Raw genomic sequence first — 483 nt, 5'->3', positions numbered from 1 at the left:
CGACGCTGGCACGGGAATGCGGGCGAGGCGGGATGCCCGGTTTTTTTGACGGACGCCCCGGGTCCGCGGGCGCGGGGACACCGGTTCTGGGGACGCACAGATCTTGCCTGCCACCGGCCCGGGCCCGGGGGCGCGGGGGGCACCGGGCGGCGCGATGTGCCACCGCGCACGGGCGTCGCCGGAGGGTCGACAGGCCGCCCCGGGAACGGTTTATCTTCGACAATACGTAGAACAGGCTGGCCACCAGATCCGCGGGCCCTCCCCCGACGGCCGGCCGCCGGCGCGGCCATGCCGCCGCCATGACGGACATGCCCACCGACCCGCCAACCGCCAACCCGACACACCTGCCAACCCGACACACCTGCCGACCCGGTATGCCCGCCGACCCGATATGCCCGCACATCCGGCATGCCCGCCGGCCCGGCCATGTGCGATGACCCGACCATGCGCCATGACTGGCCATGCGTCATGAGTGACCATGCG

This window comes from Protofrankia sp. CiP1_Cm_nod4 (assembly GCF_982290645.1).
Note: the sequence above shows the minus strand (reverse complement) of the source record.